Here is a 22,758-nt window from a genome sequence, read left to right on the forward strand (position 1 = left end):
TGTTCAGTAAACAAAAGGAAGATTATGCGTCAGTCGCTAAGAGAAAAAGTACTTCAAGTATGTCACAAGAAGATTGCTCAGAAAGGGGATAATGTAGGGGTATCGTTCTATGCCTTTTTCGCTAACAAGAACGATGACCCAGAACTATTGATGGAAGCGGCTACATGGTGGATTCAAACTCATCAATTAGATCATTTTGAAAAGGCCCACAAGATCATCACAATGGTAGAAGAAGGAAAGTAACCCGCCATTTCGTTTAAATTTGGCAGCCAGTCAGCACTCAATCGTGCATATATAAAGGGCTGGCTGCATTGTAATTCTCCATTTTGTGATAGTGATCACTCACTATCATCACTTCACTCACCGCTTATGATTTATCAATCAAATTAACTACTTGTGGCTGGCTAAATTCATTATTAAGTACCTTGTTAGTTTTATAATGAAATTATGCAATCAATTTCATTTGAATAATACGTTTTCATTACTAGCTTTTAGTTGTTAGCAAACTAGTTCGTTGCATCAGCAACCTTAGCTAACGCTAAAAAAGGACGAAACAAATGAAAACGACAAAACTAGCCATCGCAGTGGCAACAACTCTTTTGGCATCTCAATCAGCGCTTGCTGCGCAAGTTTACAGTGGAGACAAAACCACGCTCTCAGTTGGAGGGTATGTGGATGTGGGTATTGGTGAATACTTTGAAACTGAGACCAAAGTGCACCAAGTATCTCCACGAGTGAACATCGCTGGTGAGAAAGAAATCGGTCATGGCATCACGGTTGACGCCAAAGGTGAATGGGCTGTGAATTACCTGAATGGTGGTGAAGAGACATTCAAAACCCGTCTAGGTTACATAGGTGCGACACATGCACAAGCAGGTCGCTTAGTGGTGGGTACACAATGGTCACCATACTATGACGTTGCAGGTGTTGCTGACCAACCTATCGCGTTCGCCAATGACTTCGTTTACAGCAATCACGGTAATTTGGGTTCTGCTCGTGCTGATAAGATGGTGAGCTACCGCAATAGTTTTGCATTTGGCAGTGATATGTCGGTTTCTTTTGGCCTTGGTTGGCAAGGTAAGCAAACGGATGTTCAAGATACTGAAGTGCTAGTGGGCAACCCTGGCACAATCCAAGTGACTCGCGTTACAACAGAATATGATACTCGCGGCCAAATTGCCTTGAGTGGTGAGTTTGCTGGCTTTGGTGTGGGTTACGTTTACAGCGGCGGTGATATCACCAATGTGGATACCAACACCAAGGTTGACGCTAACTCGCATGTTTTCTCAGCCAAATATGGTCAATACGGCAAAGGCATCTATGCGGCTTTGGTTTGGGGTAAAAATGAGAATTTCTACAAAGGTCTAGAAGAGTCAATGCAATACGAAGCAGTTGCGGCGTTTGGTCTAGACAATGGTTGGAACTTCGCCGTCAACTATGAGGCCGTCGACGATGACAAAGCCAACAAAACTCAATTTAGCGAAAGTGCTGTGCAGGTGGAGTACACCGTTGCACCGGGCTTTGTAACTTTTGCTGCCTATCAATTTGACTTAGGCAATGACATCAATGTCACTGAAAACGACTACTGGACTCTCGGTGCTCGTTACTACTTCTAACAATAGATTTCATTAACTGCCTCTCAGAGCTGCCCTCAATAATGGGGGCAAGCTCTGAGTTTTTTATTCCACTCTAAGAATTTTATTTTCAGCGGATAAAGTTTGGATAGAATGTGCCCTCATTTAATGTTTCAAGGAAGATGGCATGTTCACAGTGACACTTGAAGGGAAGCTTATCTCGCCAAGTAAGATTCTTTGCGTGGGGCGAAACTATCTAGACCATATCAAAGAGCTTAATAACGCTGTTCCTGAACAAATGGTGGTGTTCAACAAGCCAGCCACTTCTATCGCAACGACTATTGCCGCTCATCATCAAGAAGCCCTCCATTATGAAGGCGAGATTTGTTTTCTTGTTCGCAACCAACAATTGGCAGCGGTGGGTATTGGCTTAGACTTAACCAAGCGTGAACTGCAAGCCAAACTAAAAAGCCAAGGGTTACCATGGGAGCGTGCGAAAGCATTTGATGGCTCAGCTGTGTTTAGCCGATTTATTAGCTTGAATGGCTTATCTATTGATGAGTTAGAGATAGAACTGTTCATTAACTGTGTGCGAGTGCAACGTGGCGGGGTAAAACAAATGATTTATAAGCCTCAGCAAATATTCGATGAAATTCAAAGCTACTCAACACTTTGCGATGGCGACGTCATCATGACAGGCACGCCTCAAGGCGTTGGCGAAGTGCAGTCCGGCGATGTGTTCTTAGGTCGTCTTATTCATGCAGGTAAAACTCTGATTGAAATTGAATGGTTGGCTCAATAGAACTGATTTTAGTCAAAAAGCGCCAGTAACAATCTGGCGCTTTTTGTTTGATGTTAGGCAGTAAACAGTACGTTTTTTAATAGCAAAAACAGCAGCATACTTACAATGGTTGTCAGCAGTACATTGCGAGTTTTGTACACGATGACAGCTGCAACTACCGCCGAGATTAAATATGGATTGGTGGTTGAGAGCCATAACTCTCCTTCGGGCAAAAAGACGATGGGAGCCCAGATTGCGGTGAGCACCGCTGGCGCAGAATAAGATAAAACGCGCTGTAAAGCGTTGGGTAACCTTATAGGCAGTTTTGGCTCTAAGAACAAATAGCGACTGGTGAATACCAATAGTGCCATGGCCAAAATAGACAGCATGATCATGAGTTACCTCCAACTTGTTTTTGGCCATATTTCTCCGCTAAATATCCTGACAACATAGCTCCGACACTGGCGATGATCAGCGCCCCCTCCATTTGCGCTAAATTAAGTAAAACTGACAACACCAAAGCGACGATAACCGCGAGTAAGGTTGGTCGATTTTTCACTGTCGGTATGACAATGGCGATAAAGGTCGCTGCGACAGCAAACTCTAAACCTAGCTGATTCAGGGCAGGTATTTTGCTGCCAGCAATGATGCCGACTAAAGTGGCTAAGTTCCAAAATAGATAGAAACTCAAACCTGCCCCTAGTGCATACCATGGCTTCAATCGCTTGGGTGACGTATTCCCACACACCGCAAACAATTCGTCGGTAAGTAGAAACCCTAAGCTTAAACGCCAGCGTAGCGGTAAGGGGGCGATGGCTTGGCGCATCGAGACACTGTAAAGCAAATGGCGCGAGGTAATGAATAATACCGTCAGAAGCATGGTGGCAAGTCCGACGCCCGTTTTAATCATTCCGATTGCGACCAGTTGAGCTGATCCTGCAAACAGAATAGCCGATAGCGCCTGACTTTCTAATACACTTAATCCTGATTCAATGGCGTAAGAACCTGCGAGAAGCCCCCAAGGTATGACAGCTACGCTAAGCGGAAACATTGCGACGCTTCCTTGGAGAAAGAGTTTCTTTCGGCTTTCAGATGGGTGTGAACTCAATGCGGTACTCCTTTTGATTTTCTTCGCAGTCTCTATTTGGACATAAACCTAAAGGTGAAACTTGTAAGATATTGCGCTTATTTAACTATAATGATTGCGCATATTGTTTTGGGGTAACCCCCATGGCCCGCTTAAAATGACGATGGAAGTGGCTTTGATCATGAAAGCCCGCTTCTTGGGCGACATCCTTCAAGCTGTGCCCTTGTTTGATCAGCTTAGTGGCATAGCGTAACCGCGCTTGAACTTGATAAGCATGTGGAGGTAGGCCATATTCTTTTTGAAAGCTGCGCGCAAAATAGTAGGGGCTAAGGTTAGACAGGGATGCAAGCTCTTGTAATGAGGTGTCAGCTTGCGGGAAGTCATCGAGAAATTCTTTGGCTAGGGTTAATTTGCTTCGGCCTTGAATCTCCAAATCTGGGCGCTGTTTGCCGTGGCGATTCATTAGCTTAACCAATGTGCCGTAAACTAAAGTTTCGCGCAGTAAGCGGTTATTGGAATTCTCCAATGCGTCGAATACTAAACGTAGCTGCTGGGCAAGTTCGGGGTCATGCACCACTGGGTCTGGGAAGTAAGGAATGATGCCTTGTTGATTGAAGCCTTGGCTGACTTCGGCAAACTGTTCTGGTAAAGGGTACATGGCTTTATATTCCCAACCATCTTCTGTTGCGCTTTGGCCATTATGAACTTGATCTGCATTGACCAAAATAACGCTGTCTTGCGGCGCAACATGATTAGCGCCCGTGCGATAAAACTTCTGTGCGCCTTTTTGAATGACGCCAACCGTGAATCCTTCGTGGCTATGACGAGAAAAGTTCTGGTGAGTGTATTTTGCATCAAGCACTTCTAAGCCGCCCAGTTCTTGGGCGTGGAGAAACTTAGCTTGCTCTTGCGTTTTGTTTTTCACTCAATTGTCCTACAGCGTCTTCAACTCTCTCTATCTATACCATTTCTACTCTAAATGTTTTTGTACAAAATTGCCTTGTTGAGTTTTCTCTCAAACGAAAAACAGAGTATTCCATACCTGACGTCAGTCGTGATAATTCAATGTGTTGAATATGGTGATATTGATGGTTATATGATCTAGAAATGAACCGTCATGTAATATAAAATTCCGCCTCTCCTGTTCCGAGTTATAGAAAAATATGATTGATATGTCTGTTCTGCCTGTGTATCTCACGGCAGTGGTGGCCTTGTTGTTGCTACCAGGACCAGATATGTTGCTGATCGCCAGTTCAAGTATGAGCTATGGGCGACGCGTAGGCATTTTTGCAAGCCTAGGCAACGCGACATCTGGCATTATTCTGACCTTGCTTGCTGCGTTGGGTGTTTCCGCGCTGATTGCGATGAACCCAATGGCGCTAAAAGTGCTTCACTTATTAGGTGGTGCTTATTTGCTTAAGATGGGGTGGGATTGTATTCGTGCTCAAGCAGCAGATGCGCCAGAACTCGATGGCCAAACTAAGATGGCGACTACTTTCTATCAACGTGCTTTAGTCAGTAACCTACTAAATCCAAAGGCTTTAGTCTTCTTTGTGATGTTCCTGCCGCAGTTTGTTTCTAGCAACATTACCGCCTCTTCGGGTGAGCAAATGTTGGCGCTAGGCTTGTTGCTGAATGTACTCGGTTTACTATTTAACTTGGTGCTGGTGGCTTTAGTCGGAACCTTGGGTAAGAGCCTACTGGAAAATGCCAAGTTTAGAACGTATCAACATAAGTTCATGGGCGGGATTTTCTTCATACTCGCATTGTGGATGTTGAGTTCGTTTATTAAATAACTCAATAATTTATGATAAGGTCAGCGCTTTGCTGGCCTTTTTTATAACAGGGAGTTGGAGTATGAAAATTGAGTTTATCGTCAATCCTGACGATAGCGTTAAGCAAGACATATTAGCGGGCCTTCGCCGTTACAACTTACAGTTTTTCCCTCATGAAAACAGTGACAACATTGCATGTGTCGCAACCAATGAACAAGGTGAGTTCTGCGGTGGGCTATTTGGTGAGGTGTACACCAATACGCTGTTTGTCGAATACTTGTGGGTAGATGATTCGAAACGCAGTGCCGGTCTTGGCAGCAAAATAGTCAAACTCGCAGAAGAAAAAGTGAAAGCAATGGGTGCAACCCATGCTTACTTAGATACATTTAGTTTCCAAGCGCGTGAGTTCTATCTCAAACAAGGTTTTGAAGAAGTGGGGCGTTTTAGCGGATTTCCGATGGAAGGGGTCGATAAGATCTTTTTGCAGAAGAAGCTTTAGTTCTACAGCTTGTTGAGTTGATTGAAAATGGGTATGACATTGTCATACCCATTTTAGTTTGGATTAAATCATGTGTTGGTGCTCGGCAATCAGCATGTCCATTGCGAGCTGCGCTTTGTCTTGTGCCTCTGCAAAGGTCTCTTCTGCGGCAAAAGCCTCCACTACTTCGTAGTAGCATTTTAGCTTTGGCTCAGTACCTGAAGGGCGAACCACAACACGCGCTCCACCGGCAAGGTGATAGATCAATACATCACTGGCTGGTAGGTCGATCGGTTGAGTCGTGCCATCAGCCATCAGACGCTGTTGCACTTTGAAGTCTTCAATGACTTCGACGTTACGCCCTGCAATTGCTTTTGGCGGGTCAGCACGTAATTTATCGCCCACTGATGGCGAGTTTGGTGCAAGTGCAATGCTACGTTGAGCGTTAATGTACATACCGTGTTGGCGATACAGAGCTTCTAGCTGATCCCAAATGGTCTTACCTTGGCTGTATAGCTCTGCTGCAAGTTGTGAGAAAGCAACCAGTGCGGATAGGCCATCTTTATCCCAAACTTTGTTACCAACCGTGTAGCCTAGCGCTTCTTCGTAAGCGAATAGGAACTGGCTATCGTCACTTTGCTTTTGCATTGCTACGTTGGTTAGCCATTTAAAGCCCGTTAGCGTCTGGTAGTACTCAGCGCCGTGAGCGTTGGCAATTTTGTTAAGCAAGCTTGAAGAGACAATGGTGTTACCGATCAACTGTTTACTTGCTTCTGTTTGGGTGAGTAGGTAGTGACCAAATAGGCAACCTACTTGGTCACCGGTGAGCATTTGGTACTCGCTATCCGGTTTTTGTACCGCGACTGCAAATCGGTCGGCATCAGGGTCATTTGCGCAAGCAAGCTGAGCGCCATGCTGTTTTGCTAGCGCCATTACCATATCCATTGCACCGGCTTCTTCCGGGTTGGGGAAGTTGACGGTTGGGAAGGTGCCGTCGGGTTCGCGTTGTTCTTTTACACTGTAAACCTTAGTGAAGCCAGCATCGGCTAATAGGGTTTCAGCCATTCGTGCACCTACGCCATGCATAGCTGTGTAGGCAACACCGATAGAACTAGGATCAATGTTGTTTTGTAGTAACGCGTTGCCATTCATTGTGTCACGATACGTTTGGTAGTAATCGTCTTCTAACCACACCAGATGGCCTTGTTCCTCTGCTTGATCAAGCGGAAGCAAATTGAGTTCTTCATTCGCTGCGATTTCGATTTGTGACGCGATACCTGAGTCATGTGGCGGGATGATTTGCGCGCCATTATCCCAGTAGACTTTAAAGCCGTTGTACTCTGGTGGGTTGTGACTGGCAGTAACGACAACCGCCGCCGCTGCGCTGAAGTGTCTAACACCAAACGCAACAATAGGCGTTGCCGCTACGTCGTGAGTTAAATAAACCTTGATGCCTTGTGCGGTTAACACCGACGCTGTGTCGTGAGCAAACTGCTTTGAATCTGGGCGACCATCGTAACCAATCACCACTCCGCGTTGTTTTGCATCGGCAAATTGCGATTGTAGGTAATAGCCTAAGCCAGTCGCTGTTTGTTGAATAACTAAGCGATTCATGCGGTTAGGGCCTGCACCAACCTTGCCACGCAAACCGGCGGTACCAAATTCTAAACGACAGCGGAAACGGTCTACCAACTCTTCGTTTTGTTGTTCTGAGATCAGTCTTTGTAGCTCTTCACGTGTACGTGGGTCTGGGTCTTGAGCCAGCCACTGATTGTATTGTTCTGTCATCGTGATTACCTTTCGTTGGTGCTTTTCTTTGATGTTATGGCTTAATCGTAATTGATATTGCTTATCATTTACGAGAGCGCAATCGCTAAACCATTTTGTGGTTGCACTTTCTTGCACAATTCAAAAACGCTAACTAGCCTTTATTAACATAAATATAACAAATTACGTTGGTTTTAGGAGTGACCCATCTCGCCGTATCTAATTCGGGTCTACTAAATACGTATCGCACTGGAATGCACTTTACTCACAGTATGGAACATTGGACGAGTATTGGGTGTTCATTTGCAAAGTGATTGAGCCCTTAGTTTTGGCAGCAAACAGAGTTTGCGTGCAGAGACAGAGGAGAGGTCTTTTGAAAAGAATACCGTTTGCGCCATGGTTAGCATTGGAAGCGCTAATTTTGGTATGGGTAATGCCAGCCTCCGCTGAAGAGCAACCCTTGAATATGACTCAAGGGGTAACGGACATTAGTGGTCAGGTTTATGAGCTGCATATGCTCATCTTCTACATTTGCTGCGCCATTGCATTTGTTGTGTTTGGTGCCATGTTCTATTCCATTTATCGTCATAGAAAATCTAAAGGCGCTGTCGCTGCCCACTTTCATGAAAGCACCAAAGTTGAAGTAATTTGGACTGTCATTCCGATCATCATCCTAATTGCCATGGCAATACCTGCTACCAAAACCTTGATCGCGATGGAAGATACATCGAAATCTGACTTGACCATAAAAGTTACGGGTTCTCAGTGGAAGTGGCATTACAGCTACTTCGATCAGGGGGTGGAGTTCTTCAGTTTATTAGCGACCAGCCAAAAGCAAATTGATGGCATCGAAACCAAAGGCGCGCACTACCTCCTTGAAGTGGATAACCCACTTGTAGTGCCAATTAATCAAAAAATCCGTTTCTTATTGACCTCTGATGATGTGATTCATTCTTGGTGGGTGCCTGATTTTGCGGTTAAGAAAGATACCATCCCGGGTTTTATCAATGAGGCATGGACCAAAATTGATAAGCCGGGCGTTTATCGTGGGCAATGTGCAGAGTTGTGTGGTCGAGCCCATGGCTTTATGCCGATTGTAGTCCATGCGATGGAGGAAGAGGACTACCAAGAATGGTTAGCGGGTAAGAAACAAGAAATGGCATTGGCGGAGCAGCAAGCGCAGGCCGCGTTATCAGACGAATTGAGTCTGGAAGAGTTGGTTACGATTGGTGAAAAAGTCTATCTCGAACGATGCGCCGTGTGTCACCAAGCTAACGGGGCAGGTATTGCAGGAGCATTCCCTGCCATCACTGGAAGTAAAGTGGCAACAGGGGATATTGATACCCACATTGACACTATAGTGAATGGTCGTTCAGGCACTGCCATGCAAGCGTTCGCCAATCAGTTAACGGATAAGGAAATTGCCGCTGTGATTACTTATCAGCGAAATGGGCTGGGTAATGATACCGGTGAAGTGATTCAAGCCTCAGATATCCATTCATTCAAAAACCGCGCCCAAGAGCAAGGTCAATAGGCAGGAGTAAAGCGATGAGTAACTTGAATGATAAACAGCAAAAATCTTCTCCTGTCACTGATGCGGAAATGGCCCACGCGAGTAGTTCTATCGCAGTGGAAGAGTCTCATGAGCACCACGCACCAAAAGGATTTGCGCGCTGGGTTTACTCAACCAATCATAAAGATATAGGTACATTATATCTCTGGTTTAGCTTCATCATGTTTTTGACTGGTGGTGCGATGGCCATGGTGATTCGGGCAGAGTTATTTCAGCCGGGGTTGCAGCTTGTTGAACCGCAGTTCTTTAATCAGATGACCACAGTTCATGGTTTAGTCATGGTGTTTGGTGCGGTCATGCCTGCTTTTACCGGGCTTGCCAATTGGATGATTCCAATGATGATTGGTGCGCCAGATATGGCCTTGCCAAGGATGAACAATCTCAGCTTTTGGATTTTACCATTCGCCTTTGCCATTTTGCTTGCATCGCTGTTCACCGAGGGCGGCGGGCCTGATTTCGGTTGGACATTCTACGCACCGCTTTCAACCACTTATGGCCCAGACAGTACGGCTCTGTTTGTCTTTTCTGTCCATATAATGGGGATCAGTTCGATCATGGGGGCGATCAACGTTATCGTCACGATCGTAAACATGCGAGCACCGGGAATGACATGGTTCAAAATGCCAATGTTTGTTTGGACGTGGCTAATTACCGCTTTTTTGTTAATCGCCGTGATGCCAGTGTTAGCAGGCGCAGTCACCATGGTGCTGACCGATAAGTACTTTGGCACCTCGTTTTTTGACGCTGCAGGCGGTGGCGATCCGGTGATGTTCCAACACATATTTTGGTTCTTCGGCCATCCTGAAGTGTACATCATGATTTTGCCATCATTCGGCATTATTTCGGCCATTTTACCTGCATTTAGCGGCAAGAAGCTGTTTGGTTATCACTCGATGGTTTACGCAACTTGCAGTATCGCCTTGCTCTCGTTCTTGGTATGGGCACACCACATGTTCACGACAGGTATGCCGGTGTTTGCTGAACTGTTCTTTATGTATTGCACCATGTTGATAGCGGTGCCGACTGGAGTGAAGGTTTTCAATTGGGTAGCTACCATGTGGCGCGGAGCAATGACATTTGAGACGCCAATGCTGTTCGCGATTGCGTTCATAGTTTTGTTTACCATCGGCGGTTTATCAGGTTTGATGTTGGCGATTGTGCCTGCGGATTTCCAATATCATGATACCTATTTTGTGGTGGCGCATTTCCATTATGTATTGGTTTCTGGAGCCGTGTTCTCCATCATGGCTGCGGCCTATTATTGGTTACCTAAATGGACCGGTCATATGTATGACCACAAGCTAAGTTTGTGGCATTTCTGGTGTTCGGTTATTTCAGTCAATGTGCTTTTCTTCCCGATGCATTTCTTAGGCTTAGCGGGTATGCCACGGCGTATTCCTGACTATGCGATTCAGTTTGCGGATGTCAATCAGATCGTTTCGATTGGTGGCTTTGCATTTGGCTTGTCTCAATTAATATTCTTATGGCTAGTGATCAAGTGTATTCGCGGTGGTGAAAAAGCGCCTGCGAAACCATGGGAACGAGCCGAAGGTTTAGAGTGGACGGTGCCAAGCCCTGCGCCTCATCATACCTTCTCAACCCCACCGAAAGTGGACTAAGTGGGAGGTGGCATGGAAGCTCAAGAAGGTAACGACACCAGCGCAAACAAAAAGCTAACCCTTAAGCTGATTGGTGCCGCATTGGCGATGTTCGGTTTTGGATTTGCGTTAGTTCCAATCTACGACATCATGTGCGATGCGCTAGGGATCAATGGTAAAACCAGCAGCGAAGCGGTGAGCCAGCCTATTGCGATGCAAGTGGATAACAGCCGTTCTATTCGAGTCGAATTCATTGCCCATCCCAATCCTGCGATGCCATGGGCGTTTGCACCCAAAGTTACCGCCATGGATGTTCACCCCGGCGAAGTCATCGAAACCGCTTATATCGCATTTAATCGCTCAGATAAGACGATCGTTGGTCAGGCAGTTCCTTCCGTAGCTCCGGGGTTGGGCGCAAGTTACTTCAATAAAGTTGAGTGCTTTTGCTTCAACAAGCAGCCGCTTGGCGGGAAAGAGAAAACCGAGATGCCGCTGATTTTTTATATCGAGCCTTCCATCCCTGACAGCATTCATACGCTGACTCTGTCTTACACCTTGTATGACATTACAACTGAAACCGTTGAAATAGCGCGCTTAGCTGAAGTGATTAACTCGCCAAGTGAGAGCCAACAAGGAGGAACGCGATGAGTTCCAAACATCAATCTTACTATGTACCTGCTCAAAGCAGCTGGCCAATTGTCGGCGCTGTGGCGCTATTTCTGATTGCTGTCGGTGCAGGGCTCACCGTGCAGAACATGGCAGAAGGTGGCGACAATAGTGTGTTCGCCATGGTGATACTAACAGCGGGATTTCTGTTTCTGCTTTATATGTTTGCCGGGTGGTTTAGTAACGTGGTTACGGAGTCGATGAGCGGTCTCTATTCGGAGCAAATCGCGCGTTCATTTCGTCAAGGGATGAGCTGGTTCATTTTCTCTGAAGTGATGTTCTTCGGTGCTTTCTTTGGTGCTCTGTTCTACGCTCGGATTATCTCTGTGCCATGGCTTGGTGGTGCAAGTAACAACTTTATGACTCACGAGGTATTGTGGCCTGCGTTTGAAGCAATATGGCCGCTCACTACTGCCCCTGATGGGACGCAAACGACGGCTATGGGCTGGCAAGGAATTCCGTTGAAAAATACCGTTCTGCTATTGCTCTCTTCGATCACTTTACATATGGCGCACATCAGCTTAGAGAAAAACAAGCGCATGGCATTGATCGTGTGGTTAGAGCTAACCATCGTGCTGGCGGGTTTCTTCTTGTATTTCCAAGGAGTTGAGTATGCCCATGCTTACCAAGATTTAGGGCTGACGCTGCAATCCGGTATTTATGGCAATACCTTCTTTATGCTCACGGGGTTTCATGGTTTGCATGTCTGCCTTGGTACGATTTTTTTGATTGTGTTACTGGGGCGTATTGCTAAAGACCACTTTACCCCGAAAGACCACTTTGCCTTTCAAGCGGGGAGTTGGTATTGGCACTTTGTTGATGTGGTTTGGCTATGTTTGTTTGTGTTTGTTTATGTACTTTGAGGTTAGTAAGGACGAGCGTTTGGCTCGATAAATCCGCTAAGTAATGCTGCGAATAACAGCACCACAGCCAAGGCGGACAGAATGACACGTCGACCAAGAAAGTGGCTCATCGGCTGATGGTTTTCTCCTTGAGTGTCGTTAGACGGGCCTTTGACCATTTCAAACATAGCTTTTGCAAGGTTGATGACAATGAAAAGCAACAGCAAAACTAACAATAGTTTGAACATGAATACCATGATGGCAGGCCTCGCGATGTTGGTTAAGCAGCCGAAATTTTGGCTTGCAGTGTTATTAACTGTGGTTGCGATTTCGATATTGGTCAACTTAGGGTTTTGGCAGTTATCAAGAGCAACATTAAAACAGCAAATGCAAGTGCAATTGGCGCAAGCAAGTCAGCGACAACTACAAGGTTTGTCTGAGGTTGATGAAGGAACAGGCAGGGCGATTACAGGGCTAAAGGCAGAGGTGGCATTAACACCAAAACCTCGTTATCTGCTACTTGATAACCAAGTGTTTGAAGGGCAAGTAGGGTATTTAGCCTATCAATTGATGCAAGAGGGGCACTCTCAATCAGTGCTGTTTGAACTGGGCTTTGTTGCCGCGCCAGACCTAAGAAGTGAACTGCCCCAAATAGCGTGGCGAAGCGAAAAGTATCAAGGGTTAGTGCGATTGTATAAACGGTCGGATAATCCGTTGAGTTCTGAGTTGATGGCGGAAGAGTTCATTGAGGCTGGTTTGAGTGTTTTACGCGTGCAAAATTTGAATTACTCGGCGTTGTCAAAGCGTTGGGGCGTTGAACTGGAAGCTTATGCCATTCAGCCGTTAGCGGATTCATGGTCATATGCGCAGCCATGGCAACCTATCCCAATGTCGGCAGAGAAGCACCAAGGCTACGCAGTGCAATGGTTTGCAATGGCAATAGCATTATTTATCTTGAGTATTTGGTGGTTAGTCAAGGCGGCGAGTCAGCGAACCGCTCATTCATAAAGCAAAGGAGTGCTTATGATTCATCCTATCTATCGTGGTCGTATCATTCTTATTGGTTTAGTTGTGTTGTTTGCCCTTCCGGCCATTGCTGCCAAAGTCATCCTTTCGCAGCACTGGTATCAATCGGGCGTCACCAATAAAGGTGAGTTGATCGAACCAACGTTGTATTTCTCCGCGTATGGGGACGAAAATCCTTATCAATCACAGAGCTGGCAGCTCGCGTATGTTGTTCCAAGTCAGTGTGATGCGCAATGTGAACAGCAGTTACACTTACTGGCTCAAAGCCATTTAGCTCTAGGGAAATATCAACAGCGAGTCACGCCTGTCCTTTTGATGAGTGAGTCCAGTGATCAGAGCGCTTTAAGCCAGACCCAATTTGCCAACTTAGCGATTAGCCCGCAGCTTGCTGACAAGGTCAAAGGGTTCGAGTATGTGATTGTTGATCCTTTAGGTCAGCTCGTTATGGGGTATCAACTGACCAGCGAAGATCTTGTCGCGCAAAGTAAAGGCTTGCTGGCTGATTTACGTAAGCTGCTCAAGCTGTCTCGTGTTGGCTAGGAGGGCATATGTTAGTAAGACTATTGCAAACAAGCTTGGCGCTGACCTTTATGGTGATTCTTTTAGGCGCTTATACTCGCTTGGCGGACGCAGGACTAGGCTGCCCAGATTGGCCGGGGTGTTATGGTCAACTGACTGTGCCTACTGAGACGGATGAGCTTAGAAGAGCCAATGAGTTATACCCAAACTTAACCGTGGAAGCCGATAAAGCGTGGCTTGAGATGATTCATCGTTATATGGCTGGTCTATTGGGGTTATTAGTGTACGGGATCAGTTATCTGGCGATTCAAACTCGTCAAGGTGGCTGGGTGCTCCCCATTGGGATCTCATTGGTGGTTGTCGCTCAAGCTGCTTTAGGCATGCTCACTGTGACCATGATGCTCATGCCTTTGGTTGTGATGGGGCACTTATTGGGCGGATTTACCTTGTTTTCTATGCTTGCGATGCTTTATTGGCGAGTCACCTCACCGACAAGAGTACTTGAGCAATCGAATGGCAATGGGATGCTTAAGTGGGTCGCTTTGGTTAGCTTTATTGTCGTAATTGGGCAAGTTGCGCTAGGCGGTTGGACGTCTTCAAATTATGCCGCCCTAATGTGTACCGAGTTGCCGATTTGTCAGGGAGGTTGGCAGTCTCATTTGGATTTTAATACTGCGTTTCAACTGATTCAGCCTCCCCAAGAGAGCTACGAATTTGGCACCTTGGATTATGGTGCAAGGATGACAATCCACGTAGCTCATCGGTTCGGGGCGGGAGTTGTTACTGTGATGTGTTTACTGCTAGCAACCATGTTGTGGCGACATAGCCAAGCACAATATCGCCGACAGGCATGGTGTCTTAGTGGGTTATTACTGCTGCAATTAGGCCTTGGCGTGAGTAATGTGGTGTTTAGTTTGCCAATTGCTGTCGCGGTGGCGCATAACTTAGGAGCTGCACTGCTGCTAATTAATGTCTTGTATGTCAATTATCTTGCTTGGCAGAGCGTGAGTTTACGCTCAAGTGCTTCGTTGACCATTTATAAGGAGTCGCATTATGAGTAAAACAGTCAGCGAAGTATGGGTGAGCAGCCGCGTGCCGTGGCGAGCGTATTTGACGCTAACCAAACCCAAAGTGGTGGCGCTCATGTTGTTAACCGCGCTGGTGGGGATGTGCCTTGCGGTGGAAGGGGCATTGCCGATTCAGCAGAGTGTGGTTGGCTTACTTGGTATTGGTTTGATGGCGGGTTCTGCCGCGGCAATGAATCATCTCATTGACCGAAAAATTGATGCCATCATGGCGCGAACTTATCGTCGCCCCTTACCATCAGGCGAGATCAATCCAGCCAGAGTTTTGCTGTTCGCGCTAACGATTGGTTTAGCAGGCTTTGTTGCCTTGTATAGCTTGGTTAATGCGTTGACTGCTTGGTTAACACTAGCGAGCTTGGTAGGTTACGCGGTCATCTACACCATGTATTTAAAACGAGCCACACCACAAAATATTGTTATTGCAGGTATTGCGGGAGCCATGCCACCGCTGTTGGGTTGGACTGCGGTAACGGGCGAGTTACATGCCCATGCTTGGCTGTTAGTGATGATCATTTTTATTTGGACGCCACCTCATTTTTGGGCACTCGCGATTCATCGTAAAAATGATTACGCAAAAGCCAATATTCCAATGTTGCCCGTGACTCATGGCGAGGAATACACCAAGACAACAATATTACTTTATACCTTGCTGCTTGCGGTGGTGTGTATTATGCCTGCTCTAGTTGGGATGAGTGGCAGTTTATATTGGATTGGTTCGGTAGCTTTGAGCCTTGGCTTTATCGCCCATGCGTGGAAGCTCAAATATAATCCACACGAGAAATCGGCGATCAATACCTTTAAGTACTCTATCTACCAGTTAATGTTGTTGTTTTTGCTGCTATTGGCTGATCATTATTGGTCATACTGATAGGAATGACTTATTCCTAAGTGATTGATTGAATTTAGGCCATTTTCTCTTTGGTGATCTTTTCAGCAGCGCGCGAAGCAAGTATGCTGTTGCTCCAACTTTTCGTTCGCAGATCTTTGTCATCAAAACCGTTATGCATTCACTCAGTTTGTACATTAATCGCCGTGTTATTTTGCCGTTTAGCTTAGTCTTGTTCGGCGGGCTTGCGTCGATGGCGAAAACGTTCAATGTACATGGTCAATCGGTACGAGAACTTGAGGTGATGCTTGGCGGTGATGCTGTTCTTCATGCGATCGTGGCGATTTTGCTCGGTCTATCCGCTTGTTGGGCAACCCCAAAATACTTCTATCGTCACCGATGGTTTAGGCTTCCGCCGTTATTAATTATTATGGTTTTCTTGGTGTGCAGTGATGAGCTTCTGCAAGCTGTGATGCCAAGGCGCGAGTTTTCGTGGCTTGATCTCGCCATCAATTTATCCGGTCTTTTAGTCGGCGCTTTGTGCTATCGAATCGCTATCAAGCGTGAGGGTTTTTAGGTGATTGTTCTCGCTTAAATGTGGTCAGCATTAAGAGTCTATGCCCTTCTTTTTGTGATTGGTTTCTATTTTATTATCCCTGTCGTTCGCTCGGTTTTTCATATTTTTGCCTTTAATTTTCCTACCAGAGTATGGTTCTGTATCTTGCCTATAAATGATCCTTCAATAGTTTAATTGATTTAACTTATTGTTATAAATGGGCTTTTTCTTCTGATTCCGTCGATTTTATCCGCTTGCAATTAACTGTAATTATTTTTTTACACCGCATGTAAATTGTAAAGTTAGTAAAAATATTGCCTTTCAGCTTAAAAAGTGGTTGCAAGTCTGGTTTTGGATAGATAAGTTACAAGGAACAGGAACAAATTAAGTCGAACAATAAATAAACAACCCAATGGATTAATGGTTCGGCGAAGTGATATAGGAAGAAGTAAGCGATGTTTCAAACTGATGATGTACGAATTAATAAAGTAAAAGAGTTATTGCCGCCAGTGGCTGTTTTAGAGAAGTTTCCGGCAACTGAAACCGCTTCTTCAACAACGTTTCGCTCTCGTGAAGCGATTTCAAACATTCTAAAGGGTGAAGATGACCGCCTATTGGTAATCATTGGCCCATGTTCAATCCACGATCCAGAAGCCGCGCTTGCTTACGGTAAAAAGTTAAAATCACTACGAGATGAGCTAGACGGCGAGTTAGAAGTCGTGATGCGCGTGTACTTTGAAAAGCCGCGTACTACCGTCGGCTGGAAAGGTTTGATTAACGACCCGTACCTTAACGACACGTTTAAAATTAACGACGGTTTGAGAATTGGTCGTAAGTTGCTGCTTGATCTAACAGACATGGGTATGCCGACGGCGAGTGAGTTCTTAGATATGATCACGCCGCAATATGTTGCTGACCTAATCAGTTGGGGTGCGATTGGTGCACGTACAACGGAATCGCAAGTACACCGTGAGCTAGCATCTGGTCTTTCTTGTCCGGTTGGCTTCAAAAATGGTACTGACGGCAACATTAAAATAGCCTCGGACGCGATTCGCTCAGCAAGTGCTTCACACCACTTCTTATCGGTAACTAAATATGGTCATTCTGCAATCGTAGAAACTGGCGGTAACCCAGATTGCCACATTATTCTTCGTGGTGGTAAAGAGCCAAACTACAGTGCGGAACATGTTGGTGCGGTTAAGCAGGAGCTTGAAGGCTCGGGCATTCCACAAAAAGTGATGATTGACTTTAGCCATGCGAATAGCTCGAAACAATACCAACGTCAGATGGTTGTCGCAGAAGATGTATCAGTGCAAATCGCTGGTGGCGAAGATGCTGTATTTGGTGTGATGATTGAATCGCATCTTGTTGAAGGCCGCCAAGACTTGGTTGAAGGCGAACAGTTGGCCTACGGTCAATCAATCACAGACGCATGCATTGGTTGGGAAGACACTGAAACGGTATTACGCCAATTGGCACAAGCGGTAAAAACGCGCCGTAATCGTTAATTGGTTTAGTTAGATTGTTCAAAGGCTCCTATGTGGAGCCTTTTTTATGCAATATATGCTAACAATTTTGATGTACGTTGTATTGTATAAATTTATACAGAGTGTTATTCTCTATCGCGTAATGGTTCTCTGCGTAAAGGATTACGCATATTCAGGCTTTTTGTTTATCTTTGACTGTCGGGCATGAACGCCCGATTTTTTTTGCCTGTTTTATATTCCCTGCCTCAATGAATTCCTTCTCCTACACTTATCTATAGATGATATAGCGCATTAACATGCTTGGATTTATGCGCAAATTTATTTGCACCAACTGTGCTCACACGCTCACTTTTTCTGTTGAATTGGTGTCGTTGCGCAAACGGATATTGAGTAAATTATCAAACCAGAATAGTCTTGAACGATAATTGTCAGGAGGTAAGACATGGTGTCGAAAGTAAATATTTCCCCAAAGGGAGCAGAGCTCTCTGAGCTAGTACAAGGTTATTGGCGTACAGCTGAATGGGGGATGACTCCACAACAACGTTTATCTTTTCTAAAGCAGCATATTGACATAGGAGTGACTACGGTTGATCACGCTGATATCTACGGTAACTATGAATGTGAAAAACTGTTTGGTGAAGCGCTTAAACTAGACAGTTCAGTACGTGATCAAATTGAGATCGTTACTAAATGCGATATTAACCTGTGTGGTGATAAGTTCCCACAGCGCAAAGTAAATCACTATGATACGAGCGCGAAGCATATCTATGAGTCGGTTGATAACTCGCTATCGCGTCTTGGCGTAGATAACATTGATGTATTGTTGATTCATCGTCCGGATGTGTTGATGGACGCTGATGAAGTGGCAGAGGCGTTCGCTGAGCTACATAAAGTCGGCAAGGTGAAGCATTTCGGTGTGTCTAACTTTACTCCACGTCAGTTTGAGTTATTGGAGTCACGCACGCATATGCCGCTAGTGACAAACCAAGTAGAGATTAACCCGCTTAACTTTGAAGTCGCTCATGATGGTACGTTAGATCAGCTACAAATGAAGAGAACGCGTCCTATGGCTTGGTCTTGCCTAGGTGGTGGTAGCATCTTTACGGGATCTACTGAACAAGCAAAACGTGTTCGTGATGAGCTAGAGGCGATTCGAGTTGAAGTTGGCGCAAACAGTATTGATGAAGTGATTTATGCTTGGGTACGTCGTCTACCTTCTAAGCCGCTTGCGATTGTTGGTTCAGGTAAGATTGAGCGCGTTCAATCAGCGGTGAACGCACTGAGTATCGAGTTGACTCGCGAACAGTGGTACCGAGTATGGGTTGCATCGAAAGGTCACGGTGTGCCATAGAAAGTCGTTGTTACAGAAACACAAAGCCAACCGAGAGGTTGGCTTTTTTGTTTAGGCGGTGATTAAACATTCTGACTCACCGCTGTTTTGATTGCTGTATTCAATCAAAGCTGCGGGAGGGATGGGCTGAGAATAGTAAAAACCTTGTATGTAACAAACGCCTAGCTTGCGCAATAGTTCAATTTGTTGCTCCGTTTCTACGCCTTCGGCGATGACCTTCATTTTGAGCTCGTTGGCGAGGTGAATCATAGAAGCCAAAACCGGCGTGATGGTCGAATCTGAATGTAGGCTCTTGATGAATACCTTGTCGATTTTCATTACGTGAAATGGGTGCAGACGAATAAAATTTAAACCGGAATAGCCAGTACCAAAATCATCAATAGCTAAAGAGAACCCCATTGCTTGAATCATGTCTAAATGATTGAGTGCAAGGTCGAGTTCTTCTTGGTCAAAATCAATATTTTCGGTCACTTCCAGCAAAAAGCTTTGAATAAATTCAGGGTGGCGACGAGCAAAGCGTTTAAGGTAATCAATAAATTCGTGGTTGATTAACGAAGTGCGGCTTAAGTTGATGCTAATGTAATGATTTTCATGGTAGTGAGGGTTTTGTTTAAGAAATTTCACTACGGTAGAAAAGGTCTTTTTGGTGATGATGTCGATTACGCCAAGTTTTTCCGCTAATGGAATGAATATTTCTGGCGATATCTTGCCTTGGACAGGGTGATTCCATCTTACTAAAGCTTCACTTCCTACAACTTTGTTATCGCTTATGTCGACGATGGGTTGTAGGTACAATTCTATCTGATCACTATCAATCGCGTTGAGTAATGAATATTCAATCGAGCGCTTTGCAAGCATCTGATATCTGAGTAATAAATAAAATAAAGAGAGCAAAGATGCGAACAATATAGTTTGCCAAATATGTTTGAAATAATGGTAGCGATAAGTGCCAGCAGTTGGCTGAATCTTGACGATTAAAGGGTATAAATCGGACTGAAAAATGAGAGTATCGTCATGACGTAATGACTGCGGATTATCATCGGATAATTGATGGTCGAGAATTTCTATTTGGTAACGGTATTGGCGCAAATCTAAAAACGGCGCGATGATGCTTAATATCTTTTCTGGTGGAATGAGTGCATTAAGTCCATGGTGTTGATTAACCGATGTATATATAAAAAACGTGGTGAGACTACTTTTCGATTCTCCCAGTGAAATTGTAATATTATTCGCTGACTGACTAATGCGTTGCATGGTATCTGAACCAAGCTCAATATGAGTAGACCCTTCATTGCTGGTGCAAGTCACGACTCCTTGATGATAGACCCCCACTTCTTTTAGTAGGTCAGAGTGAAATACATGTGCTCTGAGGGCCAGTTTATCTTCTAGATTGCAATCTGGGCTGATGTGGGCGTCAATATCTCTCAGTTTCTGTGCGATTTTGACAATATGCTGTTCGAGCATTTGTACCGATTTTTGCCCGTCATGCTTTGACTCCTGTGAGGTATGGTAGTAGTTGCCTAGTAAAGAGAAGAAAAACACAAAAGCGAAAATAGCCACCACAGGTAGCAAATTAGGTAGGTGGGTAAACATCTCATTCGTGAGTGTTCTAAATTGTCGGGTTTTTATCCTAGCCGATTGCATTAGCGATATTTTTTAAAGTATTTCATTTCACTATAAGTTTATTTTCAAAAAAGTTTATAAATTCATTTGCTTATTGGTGTTAAGTCTCAAAAATGACTCAACGTGAAAAGGTCAAGTCTCAAAAATAAGAATGCAATTAAATAATACTAAAGTGCTAGTTGTTTAATTAATACAGTATGGTTTTCTGGTTAAATATTATTTTTGCAAAATTAACTATACTTATAAATTAACGGTAATCATCACTAAGTGAGTGTAATTTAATAGCATTTCTTCTCAATGTTGATACATTAGTCGATGACATAATTATTAGTAAATAGATGCGCTTGCTTTAAATGATAATGTATCGGGGGATACGATGGATATCGAAGTCACTTTCAATAGTGCTAAGGTTGTAGATGTTAACGGAGATGTTGTTGCCGTTGACACGCAAGGAACGGCTCGCCAGCTGCGGATTGGCGATACCGTCAATCAATCAGAAATTATTATAACAACCAATGGTGCAACGATTGAACTTGCGGCCAGTGAGAACGACTTTCGCGTTGACCAAAATTGTGTTGCGTGCTTTGAACAACCGGATGTAGAGAGCCAAGAATTAGTGCAAGCTCCAGTTGGTGGAGACGTATCACTTGATTTGTCTGGTTTGGGTGAAGATGCGTTTGGTGCCGACGATATTGCTGCTATCCAACAAGCTATTCTTGCTGGTGAAGACCCGACGCAAATTTTAGAAGCGACAGCTGCTGGGGCCGGAGCGGCAGGTTCTGCTAACGCAGGCTTTGTCGAAATCGAATACAACAATCCGCAAACTATTGCATCGACGTTTTTTGAAACATCCGCTATCCGTCGGCCTGTTATTGAAGATCCCGAAGAAGATGGACGCTTCACCGTTTTTGCCGCTGGCGGCGAAAGCATATCAGAACTCTTAGTTGAGGGAGACCTCGATCCTTCAACTTACCCTACTTCTATTTCTAGTTCCGTTTTTGTTGAAGCAGGCGATCTCGCACTTGACCCATTGAGCTTCGTCCCTGAGCCTTTGTCTTTAGCGGCACTATTGTCAGAACTGAATAGCGATATTACTTCGACCAATCAAGATGTCGTATTTACTTATGATTCGGCTGAGAACGCAATCGTCGGCGTAGCAGCTTCTGGCGAGGTAGTCAGAATTGATATCGATGTTGCGAGTTTAGGAAAAGATCTCACACTCACACTGACAACTACGGTCTCAGAGCCACTGGATCATGTTCCATCAGTCGGTGGTGGTAACGTGGCATTGGTTGGCGACCAAATTGTCGTCAACTTCCAGATTACGGGTACAGATGTCGGCGGAAATCCGATTCAGTTACCGATTGATGCCACAGTGACGATTGGCGATGGTGCAGACCCAATTATTACCGATGTGCCAAATGTTTCATTGGATGAAGAAAACTTATCGGCTGGGACGTCTGCGAACCCTTCTGCGCTTGTTACCGGAAGTGTGACTGATACCGATATCGGTAGTGACAATATTCAACAGTATCGTTTGAATATTGCTGATTTTAATAGTGATGATTCATTAACTTCACAAGGTGAGCCGTTAACGATTGTAGAGACTGCGAATAGCGATGGTAGTTTTACCTATGTCGCGTCAACAAGTGCGGGTGAAGTGTTTGTTGTGAATCTGGATACAGCAGGTTCGTATTCGTTTGAGCTAAAAGCAACCATTGACCACCCTCAAGGCAGTGATTCCGTTACGGTAGAACTGCCGATCGTAGCAACTGATTTTGATGGTGATACAGCTCAAAATAATCTACCAATTACCATCATTGATGATATTCCTGTTTTATCTGGTTTCACCGGGCAAACCAATATCGATGAAGATGATATCGTCGGTTTAGGCTCTTCGGTAGGTGGCGATAACCCAATCTCAGGTAACTTTGCTATTGCCGAAGGGGCGGATGGCATTAAGAGCTATCAACTGACCAATGGTCCTACGGCCCTCTCTGGTATCGAGTCCGAAGGCGAAGCAGTGGTGTGGGCCAACAGTGGCAATCCAACCACGGTGACGACTGCCGCGGGCACTACCTATACCTACACCGCTGAAACCAGTAAAGGTACGGTGTTTACGTTGGTGTTTAACACCGCTGACA

At 45.0% G+C, this 22,758-nt stretch carries 23 protein-coding genes; 17 read left to right on the plus strand and 6 right to left on the minus strand.

All coding sequences use genetic code 11. The features are described 5' to 3' along the window. Positions 1 to 24 precede the first annotated feature (24 nt). The 3 genes from OH461_RS19690 to OH461_RS19700 all read left to right on the plus strand — a co-directional run bounded on the left by OH461_RS19690 (position 25) and on the right by OH461_RS19700 (position 2,376). Positions 25 to 243 carry a DUF6500 family protein gene (locus OH461_RS19690; RefSeq protein WP_270022236.1) on the plus strand — a complete coding sequence of 73 codons (219 nt, stop codon included), beginning with the start codon at positions 25 to 27 and terminating at the stop codon, positions 241 to 243. A gap of 314 nt (positions 244 to 557) precedes the next feature. Next, a complete protein-coding gene (locus tag OH461_RS19695; RefSeq protein ID WP_270022237.1) occupies positions 558 to 1,616 on the plus strand; it encodes a porin in 1,059 nt (352 codons plus the stop codon). A gap of 145 nt (positions 1,617 to 1,761) precedes the next feature. Beyond that, positions 1,762 to 2,376: a fumarylacetoacetate hydrolase family protein gene (locus OH461_RS19700; RefSeq protein WP_270022238.1), complete on the plus strand. Its 615-nt coding sequence runs from the start codon at positions 1,762 to 1,764 to the stop codon at positions 2,374 to 2,376. A 53-nt stretch (positions 2,377 to 2,429) separates the two neighbouring features. Here the strand turns inward: OH461_RS19700 and OH461_RS19705 are convergent, their stop codons facing one another. The 3 genes from OH461_RS19705 to OH461_RS19715 form a co-directional block, all read right to left on the minus strand. Next, complete coding sequence (locus OH461_RS19705) at positions 2,430 to 2,750, minus strand: AzlD domain-containing protein (RefSeq protein ID WP_270022239.1); 321 nt, start codon at positions 2,748 to 2,750, stop codon at positions 2,430 to 2,432. Then, the gene (locus OH461_RS19710; protein ID WP_443088482.1) at positions 2,747 to 3,463 is read right to left on the minus strand and encodes an AzlC family ABC transporter permease; all 717 of its coding nucleotides are present in this window, start codon (positions 3,461 to 3,463) and stop codon (positions 2,747 to 2,749) included. Before OH461_RS19710 ends, OH461_RS19705 begins: the two co-directional genes overlap by 4 nt. 85 nt (positions 3,464 to 3,548) lie before the next feature. Continuing rightward, positions 3,549 to 4,367, minus strand: coding sequence for an AraC family transcriptional regulator (locus tag OH461_RS19715; protein ID WP_270022240.1), 819 nt, complete (start codon positions 4,365 to 4,367; stop codon positions 3,549 to 3,551). Between the two features lie 238 nt (positions 4,368 to 4,605). Here OH461_RS19715 and OH461_RS19720 point away from each other — a divergent pair, with 238 nt between their 5' ends. After that, complete coding sequence (locus tag OH461_RS19720) at positions 4,606 to 5,238, plus strand: LysE family translocator (RefSeq protein WP_270022241.1); 633 nt, start codon at positions 4,606 to 4,608, stop codon at positions 5,236 to 5,238. A gap of 61 nt (positions 5,239 to 5,299) precedes the next feature. Next, positions 5,300 to 5,716 carry a GNAT family N-acetyltransferase gene (locus tag OH461_RS19725; protein WP_270022242.1) on the plus strand — a complete coding sequence of 139 codons (417 nt, stop codon included), beginning with the start codon at positions 5,300 to 5,302 and terminating at the stop codon, positions 5,714 to 5,716. A gap of 63 nt (positions 5,717 to 5,779) precedes the next feature. On the opposite strand, the gene OH461_RS19730 is transcribed toward OH461_RS19725, so the two are convergent. Continuing rightward, on the minus strand, positions 5,780 to 7,483 hold the full coding sequence (locus OH461_RS19730) for a phospho-sugar mutase (protein WP_270022243.1): 1,704 nt from the start codon (positions 7,481 to 7,483) through the stop codon (positions 5,780 to 5,782). 412 nt (positions 7,484 to 7,895) lie between these two features. Here OH461_RS19730 and coxB point away from each other — a divergent pair, with 412 nt between their 5' ends. Genes coxB through OH461_RS19750 form a run of 4 tightly spaced genes read left to right on the plus strand, consistent with a single transcriptional unit; the run spans position 7,896 to position 12,162 of the window. Then, on the plus strand, positions 7,896 to 8,996 hold the full coding sequence (gene coxB, locus OH461_RS19735; protein ID WP_270022259.1) for a cytochrome c oxidase subunit II: 1,101 nt from the start codon (positions 7,896 to 7,898) through the stop codon (positions 8,994 to 8,996). A gap of 14 nt (positions 8,997 to 9,010) precedes the next feature. Next, positions 9,011 to 10,654 (plus strand): cytochrome c oxidase subunit I, encoded by a 1,644-nt coding sequence (gene ctaD, locus OH461_RS19740; RefSeq protein WP_270022244.1) that lies wholly within the window; start codon positions 9,011 to 9,013, stop codon positions 10,652 to 10,654. A gap of 12 nt (positions 10,655 to 10,666) precedes the next feature. Then, the gene (locus OH461_RS19745) at positions 10,667 to 11,281 is read left to right on the plus strand and encodes a cytochrome c oxidase assembly protein (protein ID WP_270022245.1); all 615 of its coding nucleotides are present in this window, start codon (positions 10,667 to 10,669) and stop codon (positions 11,279 to 11,281) included. Further along, a complete protein-coding gene (locus tag OH461_RS19750) occupies positions 11,278 to 12,162 on the plus strand; it encodes a cytochrome c oxidase subunit 3 (protein ID WP_270022246.1) in 885 nt (294 codons plus the stop codon). Before OH461_RS19745 ends, OH461_RS19750 begins: the two co-directional genes overlap by 4 nt. Before the next feature lie 2 nt (positions 12,163 to 12,164). Here OH461_RS19750 and OH461_RS19755 read toward each other — a convergent pair whose 3' ends face one another. Further along, positions 12,165 to 12,398, minus strand: a complete 234-nt coding sequence (locus OH461_RS19755; RefSeq protein WP_270022247.1) for a DUF2909 domain-containing protein — start codon at positions 12,396 to 12,398, stop codon at positions 12,165 to 12,167. On the opposite strand from OH461_RS19755, the gene OH461_RS19760 reads away from it, so the two are divergent. The 7 genes from OH461_RS19760 (at position 12,388) to OH461_RS19790 (ending at position 18,991) form a co-directional block, all read left to right on the plus strand. Then, positions 12,388 to 13,149 (plus strand): SURF1 family protein, encoded by a 762-nt coding sequence (locus OH461_RS19760; protein WP_270022248.1) that lies wholly within the window; start codon positions 12,388 to 12,390, stop codon positions 13,147 to 13,149. The genes OH461_RS19755 and OH461_RS19760 overlap by 11 nt on opposite strands. A 15-nt stretch (positions 13,150 to 13,164) precedes the next feature. Further along, entirely contained in the window at positions 13,165 to 13,707 is a 543-nt protein-coding gene (locus OH461_RS19765; protein WP_270022249.1) for a hypothetical protein, read from the plus strand. An 8-nt stretch (positions 13,708 to 13,715) separates the two neighbouring features. Further along, positions 13,716 to 14,747 (plus strand): COX15/CtaA family protein, encoded by a 1,032-nt coding sequence (locus OH461_RS19770; RefSeq protein ID WP_270022250.1) that lies wholly within the window; start codon positions 13,716 to 13,718, stop codon positions 14,745 to 14,747. Then, entirely contained in the window at positions 14,740 to 15,639 is a 900-nt protein-coding gene (gene cyoE / locus OH461_RS19775; RefSeq protein WP_270022251.1) for a heme o synthase, read from the plus strand. Before OH461_RS19770 ends, cyoE begins: the two co-directional genes overlap by 8 nt. A 133-nt stretch (positions 15,640 to 15,772) precedes the next feature. Beyond that, the gene (locus tag OH461_RS19780) at positions 15,773 to 16,174 is read left to right on the plus strand and encodes a VanZ family protein (protein ID WP_270022252.1); all 402 of its coding nucleotides are present in this window, start codon (positions 15,773 to 15,775) and stop codon (positions 16,172 to 16,174) included. Positions 16,175 to 16,608: 434 nt separating this feature from the next. After that, positions 16,609 to 17,661 (plus strand): 3-deoxy-7-phosphoheptulonate synthase AroG, encoded by a 1,053-nt coding sequence (gene aroG, locus OH461_RS19785; RefSeq protein WP_270022253.1) that lies wholly within the window; start codon positions 16,609 to 16,611, stop codon positions 17,659 to 17,661. 421 nt (positions 17,662 to 18,082) lie between these two features. Next, the gene (locus OH461_RS19790) at positions 18,083 to 18,991 is read left to right on the plus strand and encodes an aldo/keto reductase (RefSeq protein WP_270022254.1); all 909 of its coding nucleotides are present in this window, start codon (positions 18,083 to 18,085) and stop codon (positions 18,989 to 18,991) included. Positions 18,992 to 19,042: 51 nt separating this feature from the next. Here the strand turns inward: OH461_RS19790 and OH461_RS19795 are convergent, their stop codons facing one another. Next, positions 19,043 to 20,584, minus strand: coding sequence for an EAL domain-containing protein (locus tag OH461_RS19795; protein ID WP_270022255.1), 1,542 nt, complete (start codon positions 20,582 to 20,584; stop codon positions 19,043 to 19,045). Positions 20,585 to 20,990: 406 nt separating this feature from the next. Here OH461_RS19795 and OH461_RS19800 point away from each other — a divergent pair. Further along, positions 20,991 to 22,758 (plus strand): retention module-containing protein (locus OH461_RS19800; protein WP_270022256.1); only part of this gene is annotated, 1,768 nt, incomplete at its 3' end.

Origin of the sequence: Vibrio sp. LaRot3, from assembly GCF_027587025.1 — a bacterium.
Lineage (GTDB): Bacteria > Pseudomonadota > Gammaproteobacteria > Enterobacterales > Vibrionaceae > Vibrio.